This is a genomic window from Polynucleobacter alcilacus (assembly GCF_018881545.1).
Lineage (GTDB): Bacteria > Pseudomonadota > Gammaproteobacteria > Burkholderiales > Burkholderiaceae > Polynucleobacter > Polynucleobacter alcilacus.
Genome location: NZ_JACVQD010000001.1, coordinates 546,676 through 570,129, shown reverse-complemented (window position 1 = coordinate 570,129; position 23,454 = coordinate 546,676). Strand labels below are relative to the sequence as shown.

Sequence of the window (23,454 nt, the reverse complement as noted above, 5' to 3'; positions counted from 1 at the left end):
TCTAAAAATCATTAAAGGAGAGCTTGTGGATACGAATCGGAGAGATGCACTGAAATTGGGTGCATCAGCAGCAGTGAGCGGGATGTTTATTTCTAATGCAATCGCCGCCCCGGGCGATCGTCAATCGATAGTGGTGGAGCCTATGACAGGTAAAGCAGGTTTTCGTATTGCCAATTACTTACCCAAAATGGGCGCAAGTTCTAGATTGGGTCTAGTAACAAATGATGGGTTAATTATTGATATTCCTGCAGAAGCTGCGCGCCAAAAAGTGCAACTGTCATTTGATCCTACTTCCATGATTTCTTTGGCTGCCGCAGGTAATGCTGGCTTGATGGAGTTAGCGGCTATTTTCAAAAATCGTGGTTCCAAATTAGTGAATGTGAACCAAGTGATCTTGCTATCGCCAATTCCTAAGCCACAAAGTAATATTTACTGTGTGGGCTGGAACTACTTAGACCATTTTGAAGAAGGTCTGCAGAACCGCGAAGATAAAACAGTCAAAGAGTATCCAAAGGTTCCGGTACTCTTCACTAAAGGGACGCAAACCATGAATGGTCCCTTTGACTCTATTCCTTATGACGCAAGCTACTCGACTGCAATTGACTGGGAAGCGGAGTTGGCCGTCGTTATTGGCAAAAAGGGTAAGAATATTTCTGAAGATAGTGCAATGGATTATGTCTTTGGCTACTCTGCATACAACGATACAACTGCGCGGGATGTACAGCAAAAGCGTCATTCAGGACAATGGTTTAAAGGCAAGAGCTTAGATGGTCATGGACCAATGGGCCCATGGATTGTGACTGCCGGCGGAGTAAATCTACAAGATACCCGCATTATTTGTCGCGTGAATGGGGTTGAAAAACAAAATGCTAGCTATAAGCAGATGTTCTTCAAGATTCCGGTGATCATTTCTGAGTTGTCACGCAGTCTGACTTTATTACCTGGTGACATCATTGCAACTGGTACTCCATCTGGTGTTGGTTACAGCAGAAAGCCGCCCGAGTTTCTAAAGCCGGGCGATGTCATGGAAACAGAAGTTACCGGTATCGGAATTATTCGCAATGCGATTGCTTAACTAGTCAGTTAGCAAGACAAAAGCCAACTGCAAGGATTAGAGAACCCAGAAGTGATGGGTTCCGTCCTTGCCCAGTTGTGCCACTAAACCAAATTCCCAGTCCAAATAAGCCTGCATCGCTGCGGGATCTACGCTAGTGCCTTCATAAGGTCGCTTATAACGATCTAAGGGTGGCGAGGCTAAATGACTTGGACCTTTCTCCATCTCCAAGCCCGCAGCAGCCCATGCAGTATTGCCACCTTCTAATACAAGTACTTCGGCTTTGGTGAGTTTCTGAAATTCTTGGGCTACAAAGAGACTTAATTCAGTGGGAAAGCTTGTGAGTACGTAGCGATCTGCTTGCGGAAGTTGTTTGATAGCATCGGCAAGTTGTGAGCGTAAGGCATACCAACTACCAGGAATATGGCCTTTTACATAATTGGCATGCGTACTGAAGTCGACAGCAATCGTGTTGCTGTCAGTCTTAAGCCAATGAGATACAGTCATTGCATCCACTGACGCCACGATTGGGAGGCTTGGCAATGGTGCCTTCCATATCCCTTTTTCTGTGAGATCACTAGACTGGACATCATCGATGACATACACATCCCAGGCCATTTGTGCTAACCAGGATGCAGGCATATTGGCTCTGACTCCGCCACCGCTGGGGTCGGTTAAAACAATGCGGGCGCCACGAACGGGGGCGACCATTTCGGTTTCTTGAACCAGTTGACCACCTGGAACAGAGCGAAATCCGGGTAGATGCCCAGCTTCATATTCTTCTGGAGTGCGGGTATCAAAAAAGTAAGAAGTGCGATCAGATTGGGATTTCCATGGTTCGATAGCAGCAAGGCTCACGCGTTTGACACGGGCTTGATCGGCAACGCTACGGGCACGAGCAGCTGCTTCAGTTGTCGTGCTCTCGCTCACCTCTTTAAATTGACGACTCTGACCTTTATCGAGTGCTTGACCAGCCAAAGTCCAACCGATAGTGCCATTGCGTAAAGCGTTTACTTCATTCGGAATACCGGCATTAATGAGGGACTGGGTGCCAATAATGCTGCGCGTTCTCCCCGCACAGTTCACAATAATTTTCGTCTTGGGATTAGGGGCAAGTTCGGGCAAGCGCAATACCAGCTCAGCACCAGGTACGCTAATGCCAGTTGGAATACTCATGGTGTTGTACTCATCGAAGCGCCGGACATCCACCACCACGACATCCTCTTTGTCGTCAATCAGCTTCTTGACTTCTTGGGCAGAGAGGGAGGGGGTATGACGCTGAGACTCCACGAGCTCACCGAAGGATTTGCTGGGCACATTGACATCCCGAAATAATTCTCCACCGGCTGCTTTCCAGCCTTGTATGCCATTCTCAAATACAGATACATCGCTATAGCCAAGGGCGATTAAGCGCTGAGCCGCTAACTCAGCCAATCCTTCGCCATCATCGAGGGTAACGATAGGGACATTTTTTCTAGGTAATTTGCCATAGGCATCGAATTCAATTCGAGAAAGTGGCAGATTGGCGGCGAATAAAGGATGCTCCTGCGCGTGGGGATCTTCCTCGCGGACATCTACAAAAGCAATCTCTTCTTTATTCAGAAGTTTGTTGCGGACAAAGGAATAATTTTTTGTATTGATATGCATCGTGCTCATTACGTTCTTATATTTTTTATTTAAATTAATCTAACTTCGCACCCGATTTTTTAACCACCTCATTCCAGCGCACAATTTCTTGATTGATAAAGACTGCTAATTCTGGGCGTGTCATCTTGGGCACGCTAGCGCCCATAGCCGCCCAGCGCTCTTTGATCTCTGGTGAGGCGAGTGCGATTTGTACTTCAGTACTCATTTTCTCAACAATCTCTTTCGGGGTGCCTTTAATAGCCCACATGGCATACCAGCTAGTTACGACGAAGTTCGATATTCCCAATTCTTGAGCGGTAGGTATATTTGGAAAAGCATCTACGCGTTTTGGCGTAGCAACAGCTACAGCAATCAGTTGACCACTCTTAATAAACGGCGCTGCACCAGCCAAAGTGTCAAACATCATGTCTACTTGGCCTGCAACAACATCTTGCAGCGCTGGTCCAGTTCCGCGATAAGGGATATGCGTAATGAATAATTTGTTTTGCATTTTGAACAACTCACCAGTCAAGTGCTGTGAGGTGCCATTACCCGTGGATGCGTAGTTATATTTTCCGGGGTGGGCACGAATTTCTTCAATGATCGATTTCAAATCATTTTTAGGAAACTTGCTTGGATTCACAACAATCACATGCGGCACGCTACCAATGATGGCAATCGGCTCAAAATCTTTGGTGATGTCATAAGATAAATTGGTATACATACTTGGAGCAATCGAGTGATGCACTGCACCAAGAAGCCAGGTGTAACCATCAGGAGCCATTTTTGCTGCAGCTGCAGCACCAACCGTTCCACCGGCACCACCGCGATTGTCGACCAGGATGGAGTCATTCAATTGGGTTGATAGCTGTTTGGCTAGAGGGCGCCCAAAGGCGTCTACGGCCCCGCCGGGAGGGAAGGGGTTAATAAAAGTGATTGGCTTGTTTGAGGATGGCCAGGAACTGGTTTGAGCGCCCGCCGCCAGGGAAAGTACGCTAGTAATGAGCAAAAGAAGGATATTTCTGAGCATTTTGGGCCTCTCCGTACTATTTTTCAGTAATTAAAGCATTTTGGCTGAAGTGCTGCTTCTAAGAGTTATCCCTGATGAAAAGGGGCATTTCCTATAGTTTTTATAGGGATATACTGATTTCGTTGTTGAAATGAATACTTTTTTTAGAATAGGAGACAAGATGTCACAACACGATACATTGTTGGCAGCTTTTGAAGCATACAAAGCTGAAAATGAAAAATTCATTGAAAAAGGAATTAAGGCATCTGCAGCACGTGCTCGTAAAGCCTTGCAAGAAATTGCTGGTGCATGCAAAGAGCGTCGCAAAGAAATCACTGCTACAAAAGAGTCTATGGAAGCAAAAAGATAATTCCAAGTCTTATTGATCTGTAAGCCTAGCCTTCAAAAGCTAGGCTTCTTTTTTATCTACATCGCTTGGATGCTGGCACTAAAGAGAGTGAGTTTCATTGCTTGATTACGTGTAGCAACTAAAGCTTGGTATTCGGGACTATGAGCCCAAGCATGGGCATCTTCCTTACTTGAAAAGTGTAACTCCACAAAAGTACTAAAAGGAGCGCAATCAAGCTCATTCCAAAAGAGTTCATTCACAATGCCTCGTGCATGAATACTTCCCTTGTAAAGCGCCACTGTTTGTCCAACTTGGCTACGGTATTGCTCGAAAGCAGCTTGGTCTGTTAATTCAATTAATCCAATGACTTTAACTGGCATATCTCCCCGCAAATAGAGTCGTGTGTAAGGAGTGTATATCCACGCTATAGTGAGGACATGAGCAAGTCGCAATTTATCAAAATGCTGCAGCAGGAATCTTATCCGCAGCCGGTTGAGGTCCAAAGAGAGCCCAATGGCCATTTAGATGATCATACCCATCCATTTGAAGTAAAGGCGCTGGTCTTGGAGGGTGAAATTGACTTGATGAGGAACGGGCACACCAAAACATATGGACCTGGGGATATCTTTCATTTAGGTTTAGAAGAAGTTCATGCAGAGACTTATGGACCGCAAGGTGTTCGCTATTTAGCTGCCAGAAAACAATAGAATCATTCATTAGGAACAATATGAAAATCGCATTTATTGGCTTGGGTAATATGGGCTTACCAATGGCCCTTAATCTGTTGCAGGCAGGACATCAAGTAACGGGATTTGATTTGGCAAAAGCTCAGTTAGAGGCGTTTGCCGCTGCCGGTGGTACTGTTGCCCCAGACGCAGTTACTGCGACTAAGGATGTGGATGTGTTAATTAGCATGTTGCCAGCATCTAATCATGTAGAAGGTCTGTATCTTGGTGAGGGTGGTCTTCTTGCTAAAGCTAGCCCCAACACTTTATTAATTGATTGCTCCACCATTTCGCCTAAAGTTGCACAAGCGGTTGCTGCTGCAGCAAAAGCGAAGGGTTTTGCCATGATTGATGCGCCAGTATCAGGCGGTACTGCTGGAGCACAAGCAGGAACGCTGACCTTTATGGTGGGCGGAGATGTAAAGGATGTTGAGCTAGCCCGACCATTACTAGAAAAAATGGGTAAGAATATTTTCCATGCAGGTGCCAGCGGTGCAGGGCAGACGGTGAAGGTTTGTAACAATATGCTCTTAGGTATTCAGATGCTGGGAACAAGTGAAGCTTTGCGCTTGGGCATTGCTAATGGACTGGATCCCAAAGTGTTATCAGACATCATGTCGAAAAGCTCGGGCCGCAATTGGACTTTGGAGTTGTATAACCCCTGTCCTGGTGTGATGGAAAATGTACCCTCATCAAAAGCCTATGCTGGCGGGTTTGGCGTGGACTTAATGCTCAAAGATTTGGGTCTTGCGGTTGAGAATGCAGAAAATTTAGATGCGAGCGTGCCATTGGGTAAATTGGCCCAGCAACTTTATGAGTTGCATAGCAAAGCGGGTAATGGGCAGCTTGATTTCTCAAGCGTATTTAATCTGAAGAAAGTAGATTAAGAAACTACTAACGGTTTCTCTTGGCGCTTGCTCATCTGGCCGATGACACGAGCACCTAAGAAATGATGTTGGTTAAAAATCTCCAGCACTTCTTTAACGCAATCTGGACTGCAAGACACCAATAAGCCGCCGCTCGTTTGTGGATCTGTTAATAGAGCAAGCTGTGCAGGTGTAAAGCTTGCTGGTATTCCAACTTCAGCTCCATAACTCTGCCAATTGCGATCAGAAGCGCCTGTAATGACTCCATCGTCAGCAAAGGTTTGTACGTTAGAGAGTAGGGGAACCTGACTCCAGTCAATATGGGCGGTGCAGTTCGAGCCTCTGGCTAATTCCAAGGTATGACCAGCTAAACCAAAGCCCGTCACATCCGTTAGAGCATGCACCCCAGGGAGTTTTGCTAAATCCGGCCCAGCAGAATTGAGTTTGGTTGTATTGGCAATCATTTCTCTGTAACCATCAGGACCTAGCAAATCTTGTTTCAAAGCTGCCGACAATATTCCTACTCCAAGCGGCTTACCTAAAATCAACACATCGCCAGCTTGCGCACTCGCATTACTCTTGACCCGCTTTGGGTCTACTAAACCAATAGCAACTAAGCCATAGATAGGTTCAACAGAATCAATCGTGTGACCACCAGCAATCGGAATCCCAGCACTTCGACAAGCTTCAGATCCACCCTCTAGAATGCGCGCAATCGTTTGATTGGATAGCACCTTGATCGGCATACCCACCAGCGCTAATGCAAACAGGGGTGTACCACCCATTGCATAGATATCGCTAATCGCATTGGTTGCAGCAATTTTTCCAAAATCAAAGGGATCATCCACAATCGGCATGAAGAAATCCGTCGTCGCGACGATCGCCTGAGTTTCATTAATTTGATAGACCGCAGCATCATCTGAAGTTTCAATACCAATGAGCAACTCTTTTGGAAAAGGCAGCTGTGGAACCTTCTTGAGAATTTCAGAAAGAACCCCTGGGGCAATCTTGCAACCACATCCGCCACCATGAGAGAGGGAAGTTAGGCGGGGTTCTAGTATTAGGTTTTCTGAAGTCTGTGTCATGAGCATATTTTAAGCAAAAGAGATTAGCGATTAAAACTCTTCTTTGGTGGACTACTGCGCTTCGCTGGGGCTCTGCCAGCACCACCACCTTTGCTAGCACTAGCGCCAGAGCCAGAGCCAGCAGCTTTTGGTTTTCGGGATTGCTGATGCTGTTGACTACGCAACTGAATGGGTTGTGCAACCGCATTTGGATCAGGCTCAAATCCCACGATGACTTCTTGAGGCAACTTTTGCTTGATCAATTTCTCAATATCTCGCAGCATTTGATGCTCATCAACGCAAACCAAGGATACGGCAACCCCGTTGGAGCCGGCACGACCAGTACGACCAATGCGGTGTACATAATCTTCTGAAACATTCGGTAAGTCGTAGTTAACAACATGGGGCAGTTGATCAATATCAATACCACGTGCTGCAATGTCGGTCGCCACTAAGGCGGTGAGTTTTCCGGCCTTAAAGTCTGCCAGTGCTTTAGTGCGAGCAGTTTGGCTTTTGTTGCCATGGATCGCCATGCTGGTGATGCCATCTTTTTCCAATTGGGTAACTAGTTTATTAGCACCGTGTTTAGTTCGGGTAAAAACCAAAACCTGTTTCCAGTCATTGCTCTGAATCAAATGCGCTAATAAAGGATGTTTTTTAGTTCTATCAACTGGGTGAATCAGCTGAGCAATAGCCTCGTTAGCGCTATTACTGCGTGCCACTTCAATCAGCTCCGGGGCATTTAGCAGGCCATCTGCTAGTTGTTTAATCTCGCTTGAGAAGGTAGCGGAGAACAAGAGGTTCTGACGTTTCTTTGGTAGGGCAGCCAAGATCTTTTTAATGTCACGCAAAAATCCCATGTCGAGCATGCGATCCGCTTCGTCTAATACTAAGATTTCGATATCACTTAAGGAGACACACTTTTGCGACATCAAATCGAGCAAGCGTCCTGGAGTAGCAACCAAAATATCTAAGCCGGCAGCAATGGCCTTGATTTGGGGATTAGCCCCCACACCGCCAAAAATCACGGCAGACTTTAAGCCCGTGTATTTGCCATAAGTATCTACAGACTCTTGGACTTGAGCTGCCAGTTCGCGGGTAGGTGTCAGAATTAATACGCGCAGTAGGCGTTTACCTGAGCTGGCTTTAGTGGTGCTCAGCCGCTGCAGGATAGGAAGAGTAAAGCCAGCCGTTTTGCCTGTACCTGTTTGTGCAGCCGCTAATAAGTCACCGCCTTTTAAGACAGCAGGAATCGACTTGGCTTGAATTGGGGTGGGGCTGGTATAGCCTTCTTCTGCAATAGCGCGAAGAATGGGTTCTGATAAACCAAGATCTGTAAATAACATAGGGGCCAATAAAGTATTGACCCGTATTCAACGTATTTAATAAACGACTATCCCGGTCAATGGGGTGAGCTGCCACGCTAGAGCGTTTGCAGTAAGAGACCGTATTTTAAGTCATTCAGGTGTTTATCAGTGGAATTACCGTCAATTCCAAAGATTGGGCACTACTGAATTGGCATAACCAGAGATGAATGATTTCTCAGCACCAGTAATGGGATCAAATACAGAACGCTGTATTCGGCCAATATTGCCGCCATAAACATGAATGCTGATAGAAGCTTGATCCTTCATGTCATTTTCTACTACGTGAATATCATGTGTATTAGGAGAAACAGTGTCTACCTGACCAGGCAGATTAGTGCACGAGATACCCGGCTTAAAGCAGCCATCCTCTTGGCGATAGTAAGGCGTTTCCTTTTCCCTGCCACGCAGTTGGCCAAGCATGCCCCAGACAGTATGATTGTGTATGGGCGTTTTTTGATTCGGCCCCCACACAAAACTGACAATCGAAAAACGATCCAAAGGATCTGCATACAATAAGTATTGCTGATAGTACTGGGGGTGCGGTTTTGTAAACTCTTCTGGCAGCCAATCATCGACTGCAACTAGTTTTTCCAGCAGCACTCTGCCTGTGATGAAGATTATTTCCTCGCTTGGATTCTGCTCTAACAACACACTCAGATCCTTAACAAAGGTGAGTAATTTTCCCTCAGGCATATTCGTCTCCATTACTCAGCAATAAATAAGCAATCAGGAAATGCTTTTGGTTTGAACGTACTAGTGTCTACGCAGACGAGTTGAATGACAGCGCTGGCGATCACTTCCATATCTTCATTCTCACCATCCTTTATTTTTCTCATGGCATTTTGTTTTACTTTGACCTGAGTGCGACCACGATGTTCAATCACCTGATCAATATAGAGAATGTCATCCAGCAGCCCGGGTTTATAGAAATGCATCGTGAGTTCTCGAACAGGCAATAACATGTTGAACTCATCAATGAGTTTAGTTGGGCTCAAGTTGCGTTGGGCTAGCCATTCTGCGCGGCTGCGTTCAAAGATATCGAGATAGCGTGCGTGGTAAACAAATCCAGCTGCATCCGTATCGGCGTAACAAACACGGTGAATATAGAGAGCGGATGCAGGGCTAGTAGTCATAAAGGCAATCAATCATTAAACCATCTTGGGTAATAAAAGAATCATATTACGATGCGGGATACCTGCCTCTTCATAGACGGGGCCTTGGGCAATAAATCCTCGCTTTTCATAAAAAGGGATTGCCTTCACTTGAGAGTGTAGAGACAAGCTACTAATTCCCTGCGACCGAGCTAGTTTAAGTAAGGCTTCCAAAATAGCAGTCCCAATGCCTTGACCGCGGTATTGGCTTAAAACCGCCATCCGCCCAATTTGGGCACTGTTATCTTTCAGATAAACCAAGCGTGCCGTTCCAGTGCAAATTGGACCTTCATAAGAAAGGGCATGTTGAGCAAGAGGATCAAATTCATCTAATTCCATCTCCTCAGGTACCCCTTGTTCCAGAACAAATACAGCTTTGCGAACCGGATAAGCTATATCGAATGCATGATCCCAAGGTTTAATCAAAATCATGGCAGTACTCTTTGCGTGTGGGTGAATAGAAATTTCGGTATTTTCCAATGTAGCAAATCTAGGGGAGATAAGCACCCCGTACTAACAATATAGTCACAAAACTGCCATATATACTCGTTAGTGTAGTGTGAGTCAAAGTGCGTCTTGGACTCCACTTTTGAAATTCGTATCTGAACACCGTCTTTTAATACTTAACTTTTTTGCTAGGAGCTATCTTGAAGAAATCCTCAATTGCCATACTTTTCAGTGCACTCAGTTTGATTGCGACATTCTCTGCATATGCGCAAATGCCAGAAAAAATGCTGCCATTAGCAGTTGAAGTTGAAGTCATCACAGTCTTTGTAATGGATGTGGATTTGCAAAATCGCACCATTGAATTGAAAGATACCAATGGCAATCTAATGCAAATGAAGGTATCTAAGCAGATTAAGGATTTAGATAAAGTAAAAAAGGGCGACTTATTTATAGTTGAACATGCTCGCGCGATTGCAGTGGGTTTAGTTCTTGCTCCTAAGGGACAAAAGCCGGGCGTATCCAGCGTACGTTCTGTAACGATTTCTGCTAAAGGCGCGGCAAAACCATTTGAAGAAATCACCGATACGACTTTTGCTACTGTAAAAATCAGTACCATCGATCAAAAAACACGCATTGTGACTTTTACATGGCCAAGCACTGAGAAGCAAAGAGTGAAGGTGGATAAGAGTGTTCTAGGTCTTGAGAAGTTCAAGGCTGGTGATGATGTGATGATTGAGTTTGTAGATGACACCATCATTACTTTTGCTACTCCCCCAGCTAAAGCTATGAAGTAATTCTGTATTCAGCAGTCTAGCTATATGCAACAGTCAAAGGCCCGCAATGCGGGCCTTTTTGTATCTTGGTTAAAGAGTGAGGTGGGGGCCTGGGTAGCAATTCTTGGGCATCTGAGAGCGCTTAACCCCCAGTTTGACAATAATTTTTCAATTTAATCAATGGCTTAGAGATAAAAGTCGACTATGCAAAGGTGGATTTTCTTTTGAAAAATAAGCAATAGCTATTAAATTCATCATGGTTACAATGATTTGAGTCCCAGAAATGGGCCCCACTTAAACCCTTTTTGACTTAGGAGTTATCTTGAAAAAATCTCTACTTACTGGTTTGTTTGCCGCTGCTGGCCTCGCATTTGCAGCTGCTGCGTTTGCTCAACAGCCTGCAAAAATGTTGCCATTGGCTGCGGAAGTCACTGTACTGAGCGCTACTGTGGATTCTGTGGATGTTAAGAAGCGTGTAGTTGTATTAAAAGACGCTAACGGTAATTTAGTGCAAATGAATGTAGCTAAATCTGTTAACGATTTAGACAAAGTTAAAAAGGGTGACATGTTTGTGGTTGAGCATGCCCAAGCGATTGCAGTGGGTTTAACTGCAGCTGGTAAAGATGCTAAGCCGGGAGTTTCCGGTATGCGTTCAGTAGTGATCTCTGGTAAAGGTTCTGCTAAGCCATTCGAAGAAACAACTGATACTATTTTTGCAACGGTGAAGATCTCCACTATCGATGCTAAAACACGTGTTGTTACTTTCACAATGCCAAACGGCGAAAAGCAAAAAGTGAAGGTAGACCCAGCTGTTTTAGGTCTTGAGAAATTTAAAGTTGGTGATGATGTAATCGTTGAGTTCGTTGACGAAGTTGCGATTGGCTTTGTAACACCGAAGAAGTAAATAGCCCTAGCTGGCAAAATGCCAGTGGCCAATAAAAAGCCCGCAGCTGCGGGCTTTTTAGTTACTTTTTGTTTACTTTTTATTATTTGATGTTCTACCTATTCATTTCTTGGCATTCGGGAAGAAGAGTTGTTCACCATCAATCTTGTAGCTGGCAATGACCTCTTGACCATTCTTAGAAATCAGCCAGTCGATAAATGCTTGTCCTTCCGCTTTTTTGACATGCGGAAACTTCGCTGGGTTTACTAGCATGACACCATACTGGTTAAAGAGCTTAGGGTCGCCTTGCACGAGGATGACGAGATCACCGCGGTTTTTAAAGCTGAGCCAGGTTCCGCGGTCTGCCAAGATGTAGCCATTCATTGCTGAGGCGGTGTTGAGGGCGGGCCCCATGCCAGAGCCCGTTTCTTTATACCAAGAGCTTCCAGGAGCAATAGTAATGCCGGCACCTTTCCAGTAGCGCAGTTCAGCTGCGTGGGTACCGCTCTTATCTCCGCGAGATATAAATGGCGCTTGTGCAGCGGAAATCTTCTGCAGTGCCGCTTGAATATCTTTACCGCCGCCAACTTTCGCGGGATCTGATTTGGGTCCAATTAGCACAAAGTCGTTGTACATCACTTCATAACGTTTGGTGGAGTAGCCTTCTTCAACAAATTTCTCTTCGGCAGGCTTGTCATGAACAAACACGACATCTGCATCTCCCCGTTTACCAATGTCGAGCGCTTGACCAGTACCCACAGCAACAACCTTGACATCAATACCAGACTTCATTTTGAAGATCGGGAGAATGAAGCTAAATAGCCCAGACTGCTCTGTGGAAGTAGTGGATGAAACCACAATACTTTTTTCTTCGGCAATAGCTGGGGTAGTTAATAGGCTTAGAGTGGCAGTTGCAATGAATAAAAGACGAGTAGAAAACAGTTTCATTGCTTGGGGTCTCCATATTGTTCAGTTAGTATTAGTAATATTACAAAACATCAATATGCAAAAAATTACATATGCGAATTCAGATAAGACCCACCCTCGTATTTGGGAATAAGGCAGCTAAAGACCCGGCAGTGATCGATTTGGTCTGGCTAAGCAGCTTACTGAGGGATATTGATCAAGGTAAAACCTTAGTCTCAGCATGTAAAAAGGCCGGCCTTTCCTATCGAAATGTCTGGCAAAAGGTCAATGAAGTAGAGCAGGCCCTAGGTTTTAAGCTCATGGAGCGGGTACGCGGCCATGGTTCGCAACTCTCAGAATACGCAATGTATCTGATTCAATTTACGGAAGACTTTGATGAAAAGACGCGCAGATTAGGTCAAACCAGCCTCGCACATTTAGAGGAGGGGTTTGCCCAATTTAGAGTGAAGTCTGAAAAGCGCTGGAAGTTAGCCAGTAGTAGTGATCCGATTATTCAGAAAGCGGTGGGTGATTTAGAACGTTATGACCTGACTACTGCGGGTTCAGGTGAGGCATTAGAGCGCTTATTAAATTATGAGGTGGATATCGCGGGCTTTCATGTATCGGATCCCCAATCATCAAAGGTCATTGCCAAGCGCTTACAAAAAGAGGGGATGCAACTATTTCCGGTGATGAAGCGCGTGCAGGGCTTGATGATTAACAAAGGCAACCCATTGGGTATTACTCGCCTCAAGGATTTATTAAGACCCAATATTCGATTTATCAATCGGCAGAAAAGTTCAGGCACACGATTGCTACTTGATACTGCTTTGGCTAAAGAGGCAATTGATTCCAAAAAGATTAATGGCTATGAGCACGAAGAATTCACCCACTCGGCAATTGCCACAGCGATCTTAGCCAAAAAGGCAGATGTAGGTATGGGAGTTAAAAGTATTGCGCTGGAGAACGGCTTGGATTTTATCCAGTTGAAAGACGAATTATTTTTCTTAGCAATGAGCGACGAGCTAGCCATAAATAAGGAAATGGGTAAGTTGATACGCAGAATTCGTCAGTTATCAGAGGAAGCCCCAGGGTATAAGTCGATAGGCCTGAAGCGCCAAATTGCTGAATGGATCTAAACTGAGTACTAGCTACTTACTAATAAGGGGTGCAGCTTGCGCAAAGTGATTCTGACACTACTTTTTGTCTTCGCCCAAAGTGTCGGTGCCCAGCAGACAACAGTCGCGGTAGCCGCCAATATGAAGGATGCCTTTGCCGAGATTGATGCTGCATTTAGGGCAACAGAAAAATCCCAAATGAGAGTGGTTTATGGATCTTCAGGTAATTTTGCTGCGCAGATCATGAATGGCGCTCCATTCAACTTATTTATCTCTGCTGATGAACGTTTCCCGCTGGAACTATATAAGCAGGGTAAGACCGAGGATGCAGGAATTGTGTATGCCTCTGGGAAACTTGCAATCATTACTAAAAAATCTACGGAAACAAAATCATTCGATAGTAAAGAGGTATTAACTAAGGCTATTCAAAGAGCAAACAAGATTGCGATTGCAAAACCAGAACTAGCCCCTTATGGTAAAGCTGCGGTTGAATATCTTAAGGCTGAAGGTCTATGGGAGTTGGCAAAAGATAAATTGATCTATGGAGATAATATTGGCATAGCGACTATGTATGTCATTACTGGCGGCGCTGACATTGGCCTTACGGCTTTATCTTTAGCAAAGTCTCCCGAAGTTGCAAAACAAACTAGCTATAGATTAGTTGACAGCAAGTTCTATGAACCCCTTAAACAAAGAATGGTGTTAATGAAAGGGGCTACACCTGAGGCAATAGACTTGTATCTATTTATGCAGGGGAATCAAGCTAAATTGATATTGCAGAAGTACGGTTACACCACCCCTTAGTTTTTTTTATTCCTTAAGGGTAATCCCATTTGTTTTGGATCAAGCCTCCAAAGCCCAAATTAGCCCATTATTTCTAGTATTGCGGAGGTTCTCCATGAATGATATTCATTCTCATTTGGGGATATAATCCCTCATAATCTAGTCAAAAAGCGTGCTTCATGAATTTAGACCAAGTCAAGCTAGGAAGTCTTTACCGTGTCAGTAAGGTAAATGCCCCTAAAGGTGCCCCTCAAGTTAAGGGTCAACTGGAGGATATTGGCTTTTTGCCAGGTGAGCCTGTCACTGTTTTACGCAAAGGATTACTGGGCAACGGCCCTTATATGGTCCGGGTCGGCGCTTCGACATTTGCCTTGCGCAAATCTGAAGCAAGCATGATTTCAGTCGATTGATTGGTATATGACTGAATCTAAACTCCACTTCTTCACCAATGAACCGGTTGTTGCACTTCTAGGTAATCCGAATTGCGGTAAGACTGCTTTATTCAATTTACTCACGGGTAGTCGTCAAAAGGTTGCAAATTATTCTGGAGTTACGGTAGAGCGTAAGGAAGGACGTTTATCTTTCGAGTCTGGCAAGCAGATTCGTATTCTAGATTTACCCGGAGCATACAGTCTTTATCCAAGATCACTCGATGAGCGGGTGACTTGTAATGTCTTAATGGGGAGAGCAGTCGGTGAGAAGCGCCCTGACTTAGTGATCTGTGTATTAAGCGCAATAAACTTGCGCCGCAATCTTCGCCTTGTTCTGGCTGCAAAGCGCTTAGGATTGCCCTGCATCGTGGTTCTCAATATGTTGGATATTGCCAATCGCCAAGGCTTACAAATCGATATTGCTGCGCTCTCACAAGAATTAGGCTTACCGGTTATCACCAGTGTCGGTATTCATACAGATGGCGCAGATGAGATCAAGCGCTTCTTGTCTACTTTAGATTGGCGCAACTTGAGTGCATTACAAACGGGCACTAGTGATGCCACGCTCGAGAATGTCGCATCGCATATCGCTCATACTGAATCCGATAATGTGCAGGTTCAGCAGATTCTGAAGAATTTAAACTTAGATAAAATCATTCCTGATCATTTGAGTGATCGCTTGGATGCGGTGTTACTTCACCCCATTTTTGGCCCCCTGATTTTGGTGGCGCTGCTGTTTTGCATTTTCCAGGCAGTGTTTAGTTGGGCCACTTTACCGATGGAACTGATAAAGACTGGCATCGAGTATCTTGGTGCTCAAATTAGTCAGGTTCTCCCCGATACTTGGATTAGAAGTCTACTGATTAATGGCATTCTGGCCGGCCTTGGTGGAGTGGTGATTTTCTTGCCCCAAATATTAATCTTGTTCTTCTTTATTCTTCTCTTGGAAGAATCAGGTTATCTACCCAGAGCAGCTTATTTGCTAGACCGTGTCATGGGTTCAGTAGGGCTCTCTGGTCGCTCCTTCATTCCGCTTCTATCCAGTTTTGCTTGCGCTATACCGGGGATCATGGCGACGAGAAGTATTTCTAATTCTCGCGATCGTATGGTAACGATCTTGATTGCACCAATGATGACGTGTTCAGCGCGTTTACCGGTCTATGCCTTACTCATCTCTGCGTTTATCCCAGAAAGAACATTATGGGGCAGTGTAGATTTGCAAGGACTCGTTCTATTCTCGCTTTATCTGGCGGGTATCTTGGGCGCCATGGGTGTTGCTTGGATTTTGAAGCGCTTTACCAGTGAGCAATTCAGAATGAATGCATTAATGATGGAGTTGCCTAGTTATCACTTGCCCCGTTTAGGTAACTTAGCTATCAGCTTATGGCAGCGCGCTGAAATCTTTCTGCGTCGTGTGGGCGGCATTATCTTAATCATGACAATGGCATTATGGGTTTTGTCTAGCTTCCCTCTGCCACCAGATGGAGCAACAGGATCTCCTATTGAATATAGTTTTGCCGGAATGTTAGGGCAAGCATTGGCGCATGTGTTTTCCCCTATTGGCTTTAATTGGCAAATTAGTATTGCTCTAGTACCCGGTATGGCTGCACGAGAGGTAGTCGTCAGTTCATTAGCGACTGTCTATGCCTTATCCAGCTCGAGTGCAGACGCCGCAGATGCGCTGATCCCATTAATCTCTTCTGGTTGGTCCTTAGCAACCGCACTCTCACTGTTAGCCTGGTTTGTCTTTGCACCTCAGTGCTTATCCACCATTGCCGCTGTTAAACGAGAAACCGGTGGCTGGAAGATCCCCATCATCATGCTGAGCTACTTATTTGGCTTGGCTTATTTAGCTTCCTTTATTACCTATAGAGTCTCAATTTACCTTGGCCTGGGTTAAGACAGTTGCCTTGAATATATATTGCACCACCGCATAAATTCCTCAAGTAATATTCCCTTTGTAGCTAGAAAATCAATAACAACAAAGGAGATTTAGATGAGTTCTCGCCGTCAATTTATAAAAACTGCTTCGGCCGCTGGTGCTGGTTTGGTGGCAGCTTCAACTATGGGGGTTATGCAAGAGGCTTCTGCACATCCCACTTCAATATGGGGTGGCGAGGTTTATACCGGCCCCCGGGAAATGGTGAAGAATAGCAAGATCCTCTCCATTATGAATTCTGATGGAACCGAGACATTAGGCGTAGTAACTCCTAAAGGTGTGATTGATGTACGTGCGGTTGCTAGGAAAATGAAAATTTCTGCTCCTGTAACTCTTGACCAGTTATTGCAAGAAGGTAATGCTGCTGGATTTAATAAGGTAGTGGCAAGTGCCGATAAATCCGGTGTGCCCTATTTAAAAGAGTCTGATATTACATTCGGACGTCTTTTTAAAAATCCAGGAAAAATTGTGTGCGTTGGTTTGAACTATCGCGCACATGCAGACGAGGTGGGTATGGCGCATCCGCGCGTACCGCCTTTATTTAATAAGTACAACAACAGTCTCGCCGCACACAATTGCTTACTACAGATTCCCCCGCCAGCTGTTTCATATAAATTGGACTATGAAACGGAACTCCTGATTGTGATTGGCAAGCAAATGCGCAATGTACCTGAATCAGCTGCCTTAGACTATGTCGCTGGTTACTGTACGTCCAATGATTTTTCATCGCGTGACTTACAACTAGAGTTACCAAGTGGTCAGTGGATGATCGGTAAGACCTTGGATCAATATGCTCCCATTGGCCCTTACTTTGTGACAGGTGATTTGGTTGGTAATCCAAATAGTCTTCAAGTGAAAACTTGGGTAAATGGCGAATTGCGTCAAAACTCGAATACTGCTGACTTTATCCATAATACCCAAAAGATGTTGTCCTATATCAGCACTTATTGGGCTTTGGAGCCAGGTGACATCGTCTTTACGGGCACTCCACAAGGGGTGATTGCCGGTATGCCAAAAGACAAACAAGTATGGCTTAAGAAGGGCGATAAGATCGTTAGCTCTGTAGAAAAGCTTGGAGAGCTGAAATTTACCTTAGCCTAAATAGTGAAGCTGAGTTATCCATTGAAAATAAAAGCCACCCTAGGGTGGCTTTTATTTGGTTTAAATTCAGATACAGAGTTTATTCTAGATCGCTACAAAAGTATTTTCTAGTTTTCCGATGCCACCCATTTCAACAACAACCACATCACCGTTAACTAAATATTTTGGCGGCTTAAAGCCAATACCAACACCCACGGGAGTGCCAGTTGCAATCAGGTCTCCAGGATAGAGTGTGATGCCAGCAGAAACAGTTGCAATCATATTGGGGATGTCAAAAATCAAATCTTTGGTATTCGAGTTTTGACGAAGCTCACCATTGACCCAGCATTTAACAGAGATGTCATTTGCGTCGACTTCGTCGGCAGTGACTACCCAAGGACCCATGGGACAGAAGGTATCAAAACTTTTACCCAGAAACCATTGTTTATGTCTTTGTTGCCAATCTCGCGCGGTGACGTCATTAATGGCTGTGTAGCCCCAGACATGTTTCATGGCATCAGCCTCACTAATCCCTTTCCCGCCCTTACCAATAACGATCGTTAGCTCTGCTTCGTAATCGATGCAAGTAGATACTGCAGTTGGAATGATGACATTGGTATTTGGGCCGGTGACAGATTCTGGTGGCTTGGTAAAGAAGATGGCGTGACTCGGAATGTCTTCACCAGGTTTGGCGCTGCCATCAAAGCCGCTATTAGAAAATTCTTTTGCATGCTCATGATAGTTTTTCCCAACGCAAAAGATATTGCGGCGAGGTCTTGGAACAGGGGCAAGCAGGCGAATATCGGTAAACGCATGGTTCGTGATTGCTTTTGGCAGATTGTGTGCTAAATCTGCACGCACGATAGCAACAATGCCATCCTCGCTCACATCCACCCCAAGATCGAGTTCTTGAACCGTCTTGCCATCGGCAGAAATAATTCCAACGCGTGTCTTACCAGCCTCGTTTGCCAAAGAAAATGTGGCGTATTTCATGTTTGGTGTCTCCAGTGGGGGTTATGTCTTAGCAAACCCATGTTTATTGTGATAAATCTTGTAGTAGGATTAAGAGCATAAATAATAACCAAATAACAAATATGAGACAAAAAATTGACTTTTGGCGCGCGCTAGCCTTTTTGGGGCTTTGTTTTTTTGCAGCTTCCGTATTTGCTCAGGGTCAGGAAGCATGGCCAACTAGACCGATTACGATGGTTGTGCCATTTCCTCCTGGTGGGGTAGCCGATACGGTTGGCAGGCCTGTAGCAGAAGCTTTGTCAAGAAGCCTAGGTCAGTCAGTCATTGTTGAGAATAAAGCGGGGGCTGGGGGTGGTATTGGTATGGCAGCAGTTGCCAAATCTAAGCCCGACGGCTACACCATCCTAATGGCTCTCTCTTCTATTTCTATCATCCCTGAGGCTGACAAGATAGTGGGGCGCGAACAAACATTTCAGCTAAATCAATTAAAACCGATCGCACGATTTACAGCCGATCCTACGGTCTTAGTAGTACGTGCCGATAGCCCTTGGAAAGATTACAAATCTTTTGTAGCGGCCATGCGCGCCAATCCTGGAAAGTACAACTTTGGCTCTTCAGGAAACTACGGCACTATGCATGTCCCAATGGAAATGCTGAAGTCTTCAGAAAAGTTCTATATGGTACATATCCCTTATACCGGCGCTGGCCCTGCGATTGTTGGTTTGTTGGGGGGTCAAGTCGACGCCATTGCAACGGGACCGTCATCAATCGTGCAGCAAATTAAAGCGGGCAAAGTACGGGCTCTCGCACATTGGGGAGATGGAAGACTGGCTAGCATGCCTGAAGTCCCCAGCTTTAAAGAGATGGGTATTAAGATTGAGTTTTCTCAATGGGCTGGTTTGTTTGTACCAAGCGCTACTCCGGATTACATCACTAATAAGTTACGCGAAGCAGCTAAGCAGGCAGCTAATGATGAGCGAGTACGTGCGGTAATCAATGGTGCTGGTAGCCCCATTCAGTATATGGATGCACCTGAATTTAAAGTGTACTGGGATAAAGAATCAGCGCAAATGGGGGAAGTAGTCAAAAAGATCGGAAAGATTGAGTGATGAAACGCACCTTTATTTCCCTAACTTTCTTGGTTGCCACTCATGTAAGCGCAGCAAGCGTCCAAGAGCAGATGGAGCAGAATGCTGCTGTTAAGACTGCAGTAGAGGAGCTAGTTCTTGCGAATCACATTTTGTATGATCAAAATGCAGTAGATGGCTACGGCCATATTAGTGTGCGCAATCCAGCCAATCCCAATACCTTCTTTTTAGCTCGCAGTGTAGCCCCGTCGGTCGTGAAGGTCGATGACATCATAGAGTTTGATATGAATGGCAAAGCGCTGAATGGCGATACCCGGACCGCCTATGGTGAACGCTTTATTCATAGTGGTATTTTGCGTAACCGTCCAGATATTAACTCTGTGATTCATGGTCATGCGTCCCCAATCCTGCCTTACGGTTTGACGGGTACTGCGCTTAAGCCGGTTTATCACATGAGCGCCTTCTTAGGGGAGGGTGCCCCTGTTTTTGAGATTCGTAATTTTGCTAAACCTAACCCCGATACGGATATGTTTGTCAGTAGCTCAGATCTTGGGGATGCCTTGTCTCAAACCATGGGCTTGCAGTATTTTGTTTTGATGCGTGGTCATGGCTATGCAACTGGAGCAGATTCAATCAAAAAAGCAGTATTTAGGACGGTGTACGCAATTCAGAATGCGAGCATACAATCGGAAGCAATGAAGATGGGTCAGGTTCAATACCTTACCCCGGGTGAAGCTGCTAATTCTAAAGAGACGATTGAAAAAACCATCGGACGACCATGGCAGCTTTGGAGTGAGCGCGTCAAAAATCAGTAATCGTTGTTAAACTCTTGCATCATGCAGATGCGAGCCCGTCTACCTCTCCGAATCCTATTACAAGTATTGCTATTAGTAGCTTTTACAGCCATTCCTTCAGTGAGTGTGGCTGTTCTCCAGGATGAGATTCAGGTGTACGACGATGAAATTAATGCCAAGGGTGAATCCAGTCTGGAGCTCCACGTTAATACAACACCTCGTGGAGTACAGACACCAAGCTACCCTGGTGAGGTAATGAGTAACAATGGTATGCGTGTGACACCAGAGTTAGCTTATGGCCTTGGCCATGATTTAGAGGCGGGGCTCTATATCGCTTACGTTAATTATGACAATAAGTTTCAGTATGCAGGTACGAAACTACGCATGAAGTGGTTGCCTTATCGCGAAGAAAATGGGGATGATTTTTTTGCTGGCGCCAATCTTGAGCTTGCCAATATTCAACCTCAGTTTGATGAGTCACGCTACAACGCGGAATTACGTTTTATTATTGGTAAATACTTTGATAAGTGGTTATTCTCATTTAACCCTATTGTTGGTATGCCACTCTCACAACCATATCTACATCAGTCGCCATACTACTCAACAGCTACCCGCCTATCTAGAGAAGTTATGCCCGATTTAGCATTAGGTGTGGAGTACTACTCCAACGTGAATCAGCTTGGTCAACCGGTTAATTATCAAAATACACAGCAACTGGGATTTTTAATGATGTACTACGATGGCAAGCCTATTTCCTTTCAGGCGGGTGTAGGGAAAGGCTTTTCAAATAGCACCGACTCGCTAACCTTAAAGGCTATATTCTCCTTTCCATTACCCTAGGATAAGTCAGTAGGACTTGATTGCGCAGAATGGCCAATATATGTTTAATATTGGCTAGATGGATTTTAAAACCCACTTAAAACTACAACATTGATCTAGGTCGGAGACAGCTATGCCCAACTCTTCTTTTGTGAAGCGCGCTTGCGCACTCGCATTTATCTCATTTGCTTCATTCCCTTTCTTGTGTTCATCGCTTTATGCTGCAGAGCCATTTCCAAATAAGCCAGTCAAAATCATCGTGACTGCAGCCCCAGGCGGAACTACGGATATTTCTTCCAGGGCGCTCGCGGATATTTTGGGAAAAGAACTTGGCCAGACAGTGATTGTGGAAAACAAAGCAGGCGGCGCCGGAATTATCGGTATTCAGGCATTGTTAGCTGCGCCTGCTGACGGCTACACCATGGCAATGGGCAACATTGGTCCGAATGCGATTAATTACAGCCTATATAAGAACCTGCCTTACAAGATGGAAGACATGGAGCCCATCACGATTGTGATTGCAAATCCGAATGTATTGGTTGTGAATCCAGAAGTTCCTGCAAAGACAGTTGCTGAGCTAGTTGCTTTAGCTAAAGCGAACCCGGGTAAGTATTCCTTTGCATCCTCTGGCCGTGGGCAATCGATTCATATGTCTGGAGAACTATTCAGGACGCAAGCTGGCATCGATATTATTCACGTTCCCTATAAGGGTGCTGGTCCAGCATTAGCGGATCTATTGGCTGGTCAGACCAACATGATGATCGATAACCTACCAAGCTCCATGCAATACATCAAGGCTGGAAAGTTACGCGCTTTGGCGGTAACTAGTAAGAATAGAGTTGCAGAGTTACCTGATGTGCCCACAATGATTCAATCAGGTTTTCCAAACTTTGAAGTGACTGCTTGGTTTGGTTTATTTGTTCCAGCAGGAACTCCTAAGCCCGTAATTGATCGCTTGTATGTGGCAGTCAAAAAAGCACTCGAGACCCCAGAGATCAAACAGCGTTGGAAAGACCTAGGTGGTTGGGCTGTAGGCGACACACCAGCCAATACCAAGATTTTTATCGCGGCTGAGAAGAAGAAATGGGAGTTAGTAGCTCAGCAAGCCAAGATCGAGGCTGAATAAGCCAGGATTTGAACTATCTGAAGTAGAGCTAAACAATCCAGACCTGCTAGCAGGTCTGGATAGCATCCAGTAAATTAATCTGCCTTGATGTTGGCATCCTTTACCACTTTGCTCCACATGCTTAACTCCCTCTGAATGCGTTTAGTAGAGTCCGCAGGGGATAAGTAATTAACATATACACCGGCTGCAAGCATGCGCTCTTGTACATCAGGACGCTGCAATATGAGCTTAATGTCAGCACTTAACTTATCAACGATTGCCTTGGGCGTATTTGCAGGGGCCTCAATTCCAAACATACTCACTACATCAAAGTTTGGCAATCCGGTAGCTTCAGTCACCGTCGGTACATCAGGTAATTGACTGATTCGTTTAGCGGTCGTTACTGCTAAAGGCCTTAGCTGTCCAGCTTGAATAAACTGTAAGGCTGCAGGAACAGTTTCTGACATTGTGAGAACCTGACCGCCAACCAGATCTGTCATGGCAGGACCACTTCCTTTGTAAGGAACGTGCAGTAAATCTAAACCTAACTGATAGCGAAACATTTCCATCGCCAGTCGCTGTGGTGCACCCGCTCCAGAGGAAGCAAAAGTGAGTTTTCCTGGGTTAGCTTTAGCGTAAGCAATGAACTCTTTCATATTTTTTACTGGAACGGAGGGGTTCACGACAAATACCAAGGGAACAACACCGACGATAGCAACTGGTGTGAAATCTTTTTCTAAGTTGTACTTGATTTTGTCTTTATCTAGATTGGCATTGATGGCATGAGAGGTTAGCGCTCCCATTAATAAGGTATACCCATCCGGCGGAGACTTGGCCACCATGTCTGCGCCGATATTGCCGCTATCCCCAGCGCGATTATCAGGAATCACTTGTTGGTTTAGTGTTTTAGAGAGCTCTTGTGCCATGATGCGCCCGATGACATCGGTGGCCCCACCCGGAGGGTAGGGAATCACCAATTTAATGGGCTTATCTGGATAGTTTTTGATTGCAGCAGTATTTGATTGCGCCAATAGCGGGGCACTCACTAGGCTAAGGCATAGGGTTGCACCTAGGCATTGAAGGATTTTTTGTCTCATAGTCGCTT

The 23,454-nt window shown here is 45.1% G+C and carries 26 protein-coding genes; 15 read left to right on the top strand and 11 right to left on the bottom strand.

Annotated features, from left to right (window positions below; genetic code table 11):
* Positions 1 to 25: 25 nt before the first annotated feature.
* Positions 26 to 1,075, top strand: a complete 1,050-nt coding sequence (locus ICN45_RS02885) for a fumarylacetoacetate hydrolase family protein (RefSeq protein WP_216172887.1) — start codon at positions 26 to 28, stop codon at positions 1,073 to 1,075.
* Positions 1,076 to 1,111: 36 nt separating this feature from the next.
* On the opposite strand, the gene ICN45_RS02880 is transcribed toward ICN45_RS02885, so the two are convergent.
* Both ICN45_RS02880 and ICN45_RS02875 read right to left on the bottom strand, forming a co-directional pair.
* On the bottom strand, positions 1,112 to 2,701 hold the full coding sequence (locus ICN45_RS02880) for a rhodanese homology domain-containing protein (protein ID WP_216175603.1): 1,590 nt from the start codon (positions 2,699 to 2,701) through the stop codon (positions 1,112 to 1,114).
* A 34-nt stretch (positions 2,702 to 2,735) separates the two neighbouring features.
* Positions 2,736 to 3,710, bottom strand: coding sequence for a Bug family tripartite tricarboxylate transporter substrate binding protein (locus ICN45_RS02875; protein ID WP_216172885.1), 975 nt, complete (start codon positions 3,708 to 3,710; stop codon positions 2,736 to 2,738).
* A gap of 160 nt (positions 3,711 to 3,870) precedes the next feature.
* Between ICN45_RS02875 and ICN45_RS02870 the strand changes: the two genes are divergently transcribed.
* On the top strand, positions 3,871 to 4,059 hold the full coding sequence (locus tag ICN45_RS02870; RefSeq protein ID WP_216172883.1) for an Hc1-related histone H1-like protein: 189 nt from the start codon (positions 3,871 to 3,873) through the stop codon (positions 4,057 to 4,059).
* A gap of 56 nt (positions 4,060 to 4,115) precedes the next feature.
* Here ICN45_RS02870 and ICN45_RS02865 read toward each other — a convergent pair whose 3' ends face one another.
* Entirely contained in the window at positions 4,116 to 4,418 is a 303-nt protein-coding gene (locus ICN45_RS02865) for a DUF1330 domain-containing protein (protein ID WP_216172881.1), read from the bottom strand.
* 57 nt (positions 4,419 to 4,475) lie between these two features.
* Here ICN45_RS02865 and ICN45_RS02860 point away from each other — a divergent pair, with 57 nt between their 5' ends.
* Both ICN45_RS02860 and mmsB read left to right on the top strand, forming a co-directional pair.
* A complete protein-coding gene (locus tag ICN45_RS02860; RefSeq protein WP_216172879.1) occupies positions 4,476 to 4,745 on the top strand; it encodes a cupin domain-containing protein in 270 nt (89 codons plus the stop codon).
* 20 nt (positions 4,746 to 4,765) lie between these two features.
* Positions 4,766 to 5,650 (top strand): 3-hydroxyisobutyrate dehydrogenase, encoded by an 885-nt coding sequence (gene mmsB / locus ICN45_RS02855; protein WP_216172877.1) that lies wholly within the window; start codon positions 4,766 to 4,768, stop codon positions 5,648 to 5,650.
* On the opposite strand, the gene selD is transcribed toward mmsB, so the two are convergent.
* From selD to ICN45_RS02830, 5 genes are all read right to left on the bottom strand, one after another.
* The gene (gene selD / locus ICN45_RS02850) at positions 5,647 to 6,714 is read right to left on the bottom strand and encodes a selenide, water dikinase SelD (protein WP_216172875.1); all 1,068 of its coding nucleotides are present in this window, start codon (positions 6,712 to 6,714) and stop codon (positions 5,647 to 5,649) included. The two genes, mmsB and selD, sit on opposite strands and share 4 nt — an antisense overlap.
* A 23-nt stretch (positions 6,715 to 6,737) precedes the next feature.
* Entirely contained in the window at positions 6,738 to 8,039 is a 1,302-nt protein-coding gene (locus ICN45_RS02845) for a DEAD/DEAH box helicase (protein WP_216172873.1), read from the bottom strand.
* 141 nt (positions 8,040 to 8,180) lie between these two features.
* Complete coding sequence (locus ICN45_RS02840; protein WP_216172871.1) at positions 8,181 to 8,753, bottom strand: cysteine dioxygenase family protein; 573 nt, start codon at positions 8,751 to 8,753, stop codon at positions 8,181 to 8,183.
* An 11-nt stretch (positions 8,754 to 8,764) separates the two neighbouring features.
* Positions 8,765 to 9,193: a YbgC/FadM family acyl-CoA thioesterase gene (locus ICN45_RS02835; RefSeq protein ID WP_216172869.1), complete on the bottom strand. Its 429-nt coding sequence runs from the start codon at positions 9,191 to 9,193 to the stop codon at positions 8,765 to 8,767.
* Positions 9,194 to 9,208: 15 nt separating this feature from the next.
* On the bottom strand, positions 9,209 to 9,643 hold the full coding sequence (locus ICN45_RS02830) for a GNAT family N-acetyltransferase (protein ID WP_216172868.1): 435 nt from the start codon (positions 9,641 to 9,643) through the stop codon (positions 9,209 to 9,211).
* A gap of 215 nt (positions 9,644 to 9,858) precedes the next feature.
* Between ICN45_RS02830 and ICN45_RS02825 the strand changes: the two genes are divergently transcribed.
* Together ICN45_RS02825 and ICN45_RS02820 are read left to right on the top strand one after the other, a co-directional pair.
* The gene (locus ICN45_RS02825; RefSeq protein ID WP_255531066.1) at positions 9,859 to 10,452 is read left to right on the top strand and encodes a hypothetical protein; all 594 of its coding nucleotides are present in this window, start codon (positions 9,859 to 9,861) and stop codon (positions 10,450 to 10,452) included.
* 301 nt (positions 10,453 to 10,753) lie between these two features.
* Positions 10,754 to 11,335 (top strand): hypothetical protein, encoded by a 582-nt coding sequence (locus ICN45_RS02820; protein WP_255531065.1) that lies wholly within the window; start codon positions 10,754 to 10,756, stop codon positions 11,333 to 11,335.
* Between the two features lie 102 nt (positions 11,336 to 11,437).
* On the opposite strand, the gene ICN45_RS02815 is transcribed toward ICN45_RS02820, so the two are convergent.
* The gene (locus ICN45_RS02815; RefSeq protein WP_216172866.1) at positions 11,438 to 12,262 is read right to left on the bottom strand and encodes an ABC transporter substrate-binding protein; all 825 of its coding nucleotides are present in this window, start codon (positions 12,260 to 12,262) and stop codon (positions 11,438 to 11,440) included.
* Between the two features lie 71 nt (positions 12,263 to 12,333).
* On the opposite strand from ICN45_RS02815, the gene ICN45_RS02810 reads away from it, so the two are divergent.
* From ICN45_RS02810 to ICN45_RS02790, 5 genes are all read left to right on the top strand, one after another.
* Positions 12,334 to 13,359, top strand: a complete 1,026-nt coding sequence (locus ICN45_RS02810; RefSeq protein ID WP_216172864.1) for a substrate-binding domain-containing protein — start codon at positions 12,334 to 12,336, stop codon at positions 13,357 to 13,359.
* A 45-nt stretch (positions 13,360 to 13,404) separates the two neighbouring features.
* A complete protein-coding gene (gene modA / locus ICN45_RS02805) occupies positions 13,405 to 14,142 on the top strand; it encodes a molybdate ABC transporter substrate-binding protein (RefSeq protein ID WP_369411476.1) in 738 nt (245 codons plus the stop codon).
* Between the two features lie 158 nt (positions 14,143 to 14,300).
* Positions 14,301 to 14,531 (top strand): FeoA family protein, encoded by a 231-nt coding sequence (locus tag ICN45_RS02800; RefSeq protein ID WP_216172861.1) that lies wholly within the window; start codon positions 14,301 to 14,303, stop codon positions 14,529 to 14,531.
* Positions 14,532 to 14,538: 7 nt separating this feature from the next.
* Entirely contained in the window at positions 14,539 to 16,452 is a 1,914-nt protein-coding gene (gene feoB / locus ICN45_RS02795) for a ferrous iron transporter B (protein WP_216172858.1), read from the top strand.
* A 96-nt stretch (positions 16,453 to 16,548) separates the two neighbouring features.
* Positions 16,549 to 17,592 carry a fumarylacetoacetate hydrolase family protein gene (locus ICN45_RS02790; protein ID WP_216172855.1) on the top strand — a complete coding sequence of 348 codons (1,044 nt, stop codon included), beginning with the start codon at positions 16,549 to 16,551 and terminating at the stop codon, positions 17,590 to 17,592.
* Between the two features lie 84 nt (positions 17,593 to 17,676).
* On the opposite strand, the gene ICN45_RS02785 is transcribed toward ICN45_RS02790, so the two are convergent.
* Positions 17,677 to 18,564, bottom strand: a complete 888-nt coding sequence (locus ICN45_RS02785; RefSeq protein ID WP_216172852.1) for a fumarylacetoacetate hydrolase family protein — start codon at positions 18,562 to 18,564, stop codon at positions 17,677 to 17,679.
* Positions 18,565 to 18,665: 101 nt separating this feature from the next.
* Between ICN45_RS02785 and ICN45_RS02780 the strand changes: the two genes are divergently transcribed.
* The 4 genes from ICN45_RS02780 to ICN45_RS02765 all read left to right on the top strand — a co-directional run bounded on the left by ICN45_RS02780 (position 18,666) and on the right by ICN45_RS02765 (position 22,370).
* On the top strand, positions 18,666 to 19,652 hold the full coding sequence (locus tag ICN45_RS02780) for a Bug family tripartite tricarboxylate transporter substrate binding protein (protein ID WP_216172849.1): 987 nt from the start codon (positions 18,666 to 18,668) through the stop codon (positions 19,650 to 19,652).
* Positions 19,652 to 20,446, top strand: coding sequence for a class II aldolase/adducin family protein (locus tag ICN45_RS02775; protein WP_216172847.1), 795 nt, complete (start codon positions 19,652 to 19,654; stop codon positions 20,444 to 20,446). The genes ICN45_RS02780 and ICN45_RS02775 overlap by 1 nt, the downstream gene beginning before the upstream one ends.
* Positions 20,447 to 20,467: 21 nt before the next feature.
* Positions 20,468 to 21,265 carry a hypothetical protein gene (locus tag ICN45_RS02770; protein WP_216172845.1) on the top strand — a complete coding sequence of 266 codons (798 nt, stop codon included), beginning with the start codon at positions 20,468 to 20,470 and terminating at the stop codon, positions 21,263 to 21,265.
* 112 nt (positions 21,266 to 21,377) lie between these two features.
* Positions 21,378 to 22,370 carry a Bug family tripartite tricarboxylate transporter substrate binding protein gene (locus tag ICN45_RS02765; protein ID WP_216172843.1) on the top strand — a complete coding sequence of 331 codons (993 nt, stop codon included), beginning with the start codon at positions 21,378 to 21,380 and terminating at the stop codon, positions 22,368 to 22,370.
* 74 nt (positions 22,371 to 22,444) lie between these two features.
* Here the strand turns inward: ICN45_RS02765 and ICN45_RS02760 are convergent, their stop codons facing one another.
* Entirely contained in the window at positions 22,445 to 23,446 is a 1,002-nt protein-coding gene (locus tag ICN45_RS02760) for a Bug family tripartite tricarboxylate transporter substrate binding protein (RefSeq protein ID WP_216172841.1), read from the bottom strand.
* Positions 23,447 to 23,454 lie beyond the last annotated feature (8 nt).

Coding starts and splice junctions, on each gene's coding strand:
- ICN45_RS02835 (WP_216172869.1), bottom strand. CDS start 9,193: ATGACTACTAGCCCTGCATCCGCTCTCTATATTCACCGTGTTTGTTAC.
- ICN45_RS02870 (WP_216172883.1), top strand. CDS start 3,871: ATGTCACAACACGATACATTGTTGGCAGCTTTTGAAGCATACAAAGCT.
- ICN45_RS02765 (WP_216172843.1), top strand. CDS start 21,378: ATGCCCAACTCTTCTTTTGTGAAGCGCGCTTGCGCACTCGCATTTATC.
- ICN45_RS02880 (WP_216175603.1), bottom strand. CDS start 2,701: ATGCATATCAATACAAAAAATTATTCCTTTGTCCGCAACAAACTTCTG.
- ICN45_RS02790 (WP_216172855.1), top strand. CDS start 16,549: ATGAGTTCTCGCCGTCAATTTATAAAAACTGCTTCGGCCGCTGGTGCT.
- selD (WP_216172875.1), bottom strand. CDS start 6,714: ATGACACAGACTTCAGAAAACCTAATACTAGAACCCCGCCTAACTTCC.
- mmsB (WP_216172877.1), top strand. CDS start 4,766: ATGAAAATCGCATTTATTGGCTTGGGTAATATGGGCTTACCAATGGCC.
- ICN45_RS02840 (WP_216172871.1), bottom strand. CDS start 8,753: ATGCCTGAGGGAAAATTACTCACCTTTGTTAAGGATCTGAGTGTGTTG.
- ICN45_RS02800 (WP_216172861.1), top strand. CDS start 14,301: ATGAATTTAGACCAAGTCAAGCTAGGAAGTCTTTACCGTGTCAGTAAG.
- ICN45_RS02775 (WP_216172847.1), top strand. CDS start 19,652: ATGAAACGCACCTTTATTTCCCTAACTTTCTTGGTTGCCACTCATGTA.
- ICN45_RS02780 (WP_216172849.1), top strand. CDS start 18,666: ATGAGACAAAAAATTGACTTTTGGCGCGCGCTAGCCTTTTTGGGGCTT.
- ICN45_RS02860 (WP_216172879.1), top strand. CDS start 4,476: ATGAGCAAGTCGCAATTTATCAAAATGCTGCAGCAGGAATCTTATCCG.
- feoB (WP_216172858.1), top strand. CDS start 14,539: ATGACTGAATCTAAACTCCACTTCTTCACCAATGAACCGGTTGTTGCA.
- ICN45_RS02770 (WP_216172845.1), top strand. CDS start 20,468: ATGCAGATGCGAGCCCGTCTACCTCTCCGAATCCTATTACAAGTATTG.
- ICN45_RS02815 (WP_216172866.1), bottom strand. CDS start 12,262: ATGAAACTGTTTTCTACTCGTCTTTTATTCATTGCAACTGCCACTCTA.
- ICN45_RS02875 (WP_216172885.1), bottom strand. CDS start 3,710: ATGCTCAGAAATATCCTTCTTTTGCTCATTACTAGCGTACTTTCCCTG.
- ICN45_RS02830 (WP_216172868.1), bottom strand. CDS start 9,643: ATGATTTTGATTAAACCTTGGGATCATGCATTCGATATAGCTTATCCG.
- ICN45_RS02785 (WP_216172852.1), bottom strand. CDS start 18,564: ATGAAATACGCCACATTTTCTTTGGCAAACGAGGCTGGTAAGACACGC.
- ICN45_RS02865 (WP_216172881.1), bottom strand. CDS start 4,418: ATGCCAGTTAAAGTCATTGGATTAATTGAATTAACAGACCAAGCTGCT.
- ICN45_RS02810 (WP_216172864.1), top strand. CDS start 12,334: ATGCGAATTCAGATAAGACCCACCCTCGTATTTGGGAATAAGGCAGCT.
- ICN45_RS02845 (WP_216172873.1), bottom strand. CDS start 8,039: ATGTTATTTACAGATCTTGGTTTATCAGAACCCATTCTTCGCGCTATT.
- ICN45_RS02760 (WP_216172841.1), bottom strand. CDS start 23,446: ATGAGACAAAAAATCCTTCAATGCCTAGGTGCAACCCTATGCCTTAGC.